Here is a 6,385-nt window from a genome sequence, read left to right on the forward strand (position 1 = left end):
AATATTGACTTAAATTTCGCGCATTCTATAAACCATAGACTAATCTGTCTATATTTTTAATGTTACTTTATTGCAACTATTTAACTAATCTATTGAATTCTCATTATTAATCTCATAATTTCAATCATACTGTAGACTTAAAATAATTTTCTTTAGGCATATCAATCACCTCAACACAGAGTTGTATTTGTAAATCTATTTTTGATTTTAAATAATTTTTCTGTTCAAGGATGCTGAGCAGTAATTCACCTAATGATTTTTTTTGAGCATCAGATCGTCCACTTAATAAATAGAGTTTTAAATGGATATAAGCATCTTGAATTCCATTTACACCTATTAAAAAATTTTGATCTTTAAAAATACGAGACTTGATATCATGCTCACTAAATAGCATCGTATTGAGTAATACAGTATTTACGTCTTTCAAAAGTTGCAACGAATCTAAATCATTTAAATTAGAAGAATAATTCGTAATGATATGAGGCATTTATTGCTCCTATTCAATAAATAATAAAGCTAAACGCACTTGATCATAAGCCATCCTAGGACTTGTTGCTTCAACGATCGGTCTGAGTTTAATTGCACCATCATCAGTAAAATGTTCAGGATTTTTACGCTTATGCAAACGTTTATAAATCTTACGAACTTCTTCCACGACGTCATCACCAGGATTCGCTACAGTAATATCTAAACCTTGTTCTTTATGTAGACGAGATAGATGATTAATAATCGTTGCTGGCGTTAAACCACGCTCATGTGCAATATCTTCAATCTCATAACCTTCTTCAAATAAAGCACGTGTTTCTTCTAAAGTTGCAGCTGCATAATTCTGCTTCGCACCTTTAGCGAGTTTTTTCTCATTACGACTAATTTCCGTCGTATTTAACGTACCACCACAATGACGAATAAAGGCATTATGTTGTGTAGTTAAATCAATATTTTCAAAGTTCGTTTCAGCTTCAGTAGACAACTCCTGAAAACGGCGATCTGCTTTAATTGCCAAACTGTCTAGCTCTAAAGCCTGCTCATTGAAACCTAATAATTTAAGTCCAGTCAGAGACTTCAATCGAGATAAAGCAACGTAGCCCTGACCTTTCTCAAAAGTATGCGTTAGATTAATTTCTGCTGCTTCTAAGGTCATACCCTGACTCTTATGAATGGTAATCGCCCAAGCCAAACGTAAAGGAATTTGCTGAAAACTCGCAATCACCTTACCTGCCTCATTTTCAATTGACCAAGTTTCTGGCTCAACCAATAAGGTTGTGCCATCAGTCAATTTCACTTTAGGCAAAATACCATTTTTATCATCTTCCTCAAATCCAATGACTTCACCCAAGCTGCCATTGATGTAGCCCATATCAAAATTATTTTTTACAAACATAACTTTGGCATGCTTTTTCAAAGTAAGTTCTTCTGGTGCACGAACTGATGATTTCAAGGTTTCAATCAGCTTTTCATTACCATCTAAAACTGCATTAAATTGGTGGCTTTCATTATCGATTTCATTAAGATGCTGATAGTTAATATTATCAACATCCATATTGTGTGTATAAAGGCAGGTAAATGTCTCACCTATATCGTGCTGACGAGATTGTTGTAAAGCCGAAATATGATTGCCTTGAATATTTTGCGCGCGAATTGCATTTAAAATCTGGTTGAGAATTTCATCATCCTGACGATGTTGCTCCGTTAAGTAACACACACGAAATTTTGCTTCGACCCAAGCATCCGACATAAAACAAAATTTATCTCGATTGGCCTCGCCATTTCGGCCCACAGGAGGTAACTGGAAAAAATCTCCAGCTACAATCACTTGAATCCCCCCAAAGGCTTCGTCACTTTCTTTAAAGTATTTGAGGACTTGATTAACAAGATTGAGCTGTTTGGCGTGCAACATTGAAATTTCATCAATAATTAAAACTTGGGCATTTTCTAAATGCTCTTTTAAATATTTTCGCTCTTTCATACGCTTGAGATCATCATCACTCAAGCTATCTTTGATTCCAATTCCTGCCCATGTATGAATGGTCATCCCATTCATATGCGTTGCAGCGATACCCGTTGAAGCTGTAATTGCAACAGGTACTTTGCGTGCTTTTAAATAATGAATGTATTGATTTAACGTATAAGTTTTTCCTGCACCGGCTGAGCCCGTTAAAAAAACATTTTCCCCAGCTTTAAGTAACTTGAGTGCAGTCTCTTGTTTCATAATTTCTTCAGTCAAAAACAACAGCACATAGCTTAACGATTTTTTATGGAAAATAAAAATCTATGTCATGGAGAAAACTCATCATGCCTCACTTTTACATTGACATACGAAGGTTTTCATTTAATGTGTTTGTTAATGAATTCAGACTTGATATATAAAAATGAATAGCTCAAATCTCAATACATATCAAACAGATATATTAGGTGAAGATTATCAGCAAATGACCTTAGATTTTGCTGATGATTATGATGGAAAAGTTGTTGCGACTTTGATCCGAAAGAAAGCCGCATTAGCAACGAAAAAAGCCGTTCTCTATATCCATGGTTTTGCCGATTATTTCTTTCAAAAAGAAATGGCTGAGCAATTTAATCAACATGGTTATGATTTCTATGCACTCGATCTAAGAAAATATGGTCGCTCTAAACTCGCTCATCAAAAACTTTACTATGTGCTTGATTTGAGAGAGTACGATGCTGAAATCAGTAAAGCACTCGAAATTATTGGTCAAGAAAATCACAATCAAGTCTTGCTTGCTGGGCATTCAACAGGTGGTCTGATTACAACACTTTATGCAGCACATTACCCTGATCACCGCCTCATTAAAGCAGTTTGGGCAAATAGTCCTTTTTATGATTTTTATAAAAGTGTTATTGAGAAAAAAGTTGGCATTCCTTTACTCAGTGAGGTTGGTAAACGGTTACCGAATGCCAAATTTCCAAGTGGCTTAAATAAATGGTACACACCAAGTTTGCATAAAGATTTTTACGGCGAATGGGATTTCAATCTAGATTGGAAGCCTAAAACCATGCCTTTTGTGGATCTCTGTTTTGTTACAGCAATTCACGAGGCACAAAAAGAAATCCATAAAGGTGTTAGTCTAAAAGTCCCTACACTGATTATGCATTCGCACCAGTCTAAATACCCTCGTAAATGGGGTACGGATGCGCAACAAAGCGACGTTATTCTAGATGTTAAAGACATGACCGATAATGCTAAAAAAATGCAAGGTGATGTGCAGACTTTAGCAATTCATAATGGGCTACATGATCTTGTACTGTCAGCACCCGCTGTTCGAGCGGAAGTATATCAGCAGCTCTTTCAATGGTTAGAGCAAAAGATTAACTAGGATTAATTTTTATGAGGGAACTCCAAAAACTTGTTTTGGAGTTCTTTTTTTAATATTTCGCACCATATTTGAGCACCACAAAGTATATTATTCAAAATTTCCTACTTTTTTTGCATTTATCCTTTTCTCAAATAAATCTGCCTATTGGTAACTGATATAAACTCTCAAATGAAAAGAGAAAAAGCTTTTATTTTTACCATTTGGAATAAAAAAACCTAAAAATAAATCAGCACATCTAAATTTAGGCATTACTTTTGCACTGTTTGATACAAATTCACTCTGAGGAGTAAAGTTGTATGGAACAAGCGAACTCTGTATCTGCCCCTTCTTCGTCAAGCGCAGAAATTTCATCGGCTGAGTATTTTTCTCAACGTCAACTCAAACAAGGTACAGTCGGTTGGCTTCTCCTCATTGGCTTAGGTGTTGCCTATGTCATTTCAGGTGATTTTGCAGGCTGGAATTTTGGGATTGCCCAAGGTGGTTGGGGTGGTATGTTTGTTGCGACCATCCTCGTTGCAATCATGTATCTATGTTTATGTCTATGCATGTCGGAAATGGCGACAATGATGCCAACCGCAGGCGGTGGTTATAGTTTTGCTCGTGCTGCTTTTGGACCGTTCGGAGGTTATTTAACAGGAACAGCCATTTTAATTGAGTATGCAATTGCACCCGCTGCAATTGCTGTTTTTATCGGTGGCTATTGTGAATCCCTGTTTGGTCTCAACGGTTGGATAGTGTATTTAAGCTGCTATTTACTCTTTATGGGTATTCATTTAAAAGGTGCTGGTGAAGCACTTAAAATCATGTTTGCAATTACTTTAATTGCGGTCATTGCTCTGGTGGTATTTGTTGCGGCAATGGCACCACATTTTAGCTTACAAAATTTATTAGATATTCCGACCACCACGGCAACAGGTGCAAGCGCATTCCTTCCACAAGGCTATTTAGGTATTTGGGCGGCTGTTCCATTTGCCATTTGGTTTTTTCTTGCAGTCGAAGGTGTTCCATTGGCTGCTGAAGAAGCCAAAGACCCTGCAAAATCTTTACCTAGAGGTCTAATTGGTGCGATGTTGATCTTAACAGCCTTCGCAATCTTGATCTTAGTCTTAGGGGCTGGCGCTGCTGGTGCAAGTACATTACAAAACTCAGGCGCACCTTTAGTTGATGCATTGACCAAAGTCTATGGAACAGAAACATGGTTAGCAACCTTTGTTAATTTCGTGGGTTTGGCTGGTTTAATTGCGAGTTTTTTCTCAATTATATATGCTTATTCTCGTCAAATTTTCGCTCTGTCTCGTGCAGGATATTTACCAACCTCGTTATCACTTACCAATAAAAACAAAGCCCCCTATTTAGCCATTATTATCCCCGGAATTATCGGTTTTTTTCTCTCTCTCACTCGTGAAGGCGACTCTCTTATTTTAATTGCTGTATTTGGTGCAACCATTTCTTATGTGCTGATGTTACTTGCGCATATCAAATTACGCTTATCTAAACCTGATATGCCACGTCCTTACAAAACACCTGGGGGCATTTTTACTTCAATCATTGCCTTAGTGCTTGCCATTGCTGCGGTTGTTGCAGGTTTCGTGGTGAATCCTAAAGTTTGGTTTATCGCAGCTGCAATCTACGCTTGCTTTATTGCTTACTTTTTATTCTATAGCCGCTATCATTTAATTAAAGGTACGCCAGAAGAAGAGTTTGCCAATATCAAGGCAGCAGAACAAGAAGCCAAATAATATAAGGAAATCACAATGAGCTATCGAATTATGGTTGCCAATCAACAATATCATTTCACTGATTTAAAAACATTGATGGCAAAAGCAACACCTTTACGCTCTGGTGATGAATTGGCAGGGGTTGCTGCACTTGATGCAACAGAGCGTGTTGCTGCTCAAATGGCTTTAGCGGATGTACCACTAAAAACCTTTCTCAATGAAACTGTGGTTGATTACGACATAGATGAAATCACACGCTTGATTATTGATGAGCACAATCAATATGCTTTTGCTCCGATCTCTCATTTCACTGTGGGTGACTTTAGGAATTGGTTGTTGAGCGAACAAGCGACAACTGAAACATTATCTCAGCTTGCTTCAGGGCTTACACCAGAAATGGTTGCTGCGGTCAGTAAAATCATGCGCAATCAAGATTTAATTTATGTCGCAAGCAAATGCGAAGTCGTCACTCAGTTCCGTAATACCATTGGGTTAAAAGGTCATTTATCGACTCGGTTACAGCCTAACCATCCAACTGATGATGCACTTGGTATTTCAGCGAGTATTTTAGATGGTTTAATGTATGGCAATGGCGATGCGGTGATAGGAATTAATCCCGCAACAGACAATTTGCATAATCTTACAGAGTTGTTAAAACTACTTGATCACGTCATTCAAGAGTATCAAATCCCCACGCAGTCATGTGTTCTGACACATATCAGTTCAGGTATCCAACTGGCTGAAAAGAATGTACCCATTGATCTAATGTTCCAATCTATTGCAGGAACACAACGAGCCAACGAAGGATTTGGGATTTCACTTGATTTATTACAAGAAGGCTATGAGGCAACACTAGCACTGAATCGAGGGACATTAGGGCAAAATGTCATGTATTTTGAAACTGGACAAGGCAGTGCTCTATCCAGTAATGCACATCATGGTGTTGATCAACAAACACTTGAAACACGTGCTTATGCTGTTGCTCGAAAATATAAACCATTGCTGGTCAATACTGTTGTTGGCTTTATCGGCCCCGAATATCTCTACAACGGTAAACAAATTATCCGTGCAGGTTTAGAAGATCATTTTTGTGGGAAATTACTCGGTTTACCGATGGGCTGTGATATTTGTTATACCAACCACGCAGATGCAGATCAGAACGATATGGATGTACTCCTCACCCTTTTTGGTACGGCTGGACTTAATTTTATTATGGGTATCCCTGGCTCTGATGACGTAATGCTGAATTATCAAACCACATCATTCCATGATGCGTTGTACTTAAGACGACTTTTGGGCTTAAAACCTGCCCCTGAGTTTGCAGCTTGGTTC

The 6,385-nt window shown here is 37.8% G+C and carries 5 protein-coding genes; 3 read left to right on the forward strand and 2 right to left on the reverse strand.

All coding sequences use genetic code 11. The features are described from left to right. Positions 1-124: 124 nt before the first annotated feature. Entirely contained in the window at positions 125-487 is a 363-nt protein-coding gene (locus B4237_RS07830; protein ID WP_278596437.1) for a 5-carboxymethyl-2-hydroxymuconate Delta-isomerase, read from the reverse strand. A 9-nt stretch (positions 488-496) separates the two neighbouring features. Continuing rightward, positions 497-2,209, reverse strand: coding sequence for an AAA family ATPase (locus tag B4237_RS07835; protein ID WP_278596436.1), 1,713 nt, complete (start codon positions 2,207-2,209; stop codon positions 497-499). Positions 2,210-2,369: 160 nt separating this feature from the next. Here B4237_RS07835 and B4237_RS07840 point away from each other — a divergent pair, with 160 nt between their 5' ends. The 3 genes from B4237_RS07840 to B4237_RS07850 all read left to right on the forward strand — a co-directional run. Beyond that, entirely contained in the window at positions 2,370-3,335 is a 966-nt protein-coding gene (locus tag B4237_RS07840; RefSeq protein WP_023014353.1) for an alpha/beta hydrolase, read from the forward strand. A gap of 296 nt (positions 3,336-3,631) precedes the next feature. After that, entirely contained in the window at positions 3,632-5,074 is a 1,443-nt protein-coding gene (gene eat, locus B4237_RS07845; protein ID WP_278596435.1) for an ethanolamine permease, read from the forward strand. Positions 5,075-5,089: 15 nt separating this feature from the next. After that, positions 5,090-6,385: ethanolamine ammonia-lyase subunit EutB (locus tag B4237_RS07850; RefSeq protein ID WP_286942564.1), on the forward strand; the 1,296-nt coding region annotated here is incomplete at its 3' end.

The organism is Acinetobacter sp. UBA6526 (assembly GCF_002434875.1).
Lineage (GTDB): Bacteria > Pseudomonadota > Gammaproteobacteria > Pseudomonadales > Moraxellaceae > Acinetobacter > Acinetobacter venetianus.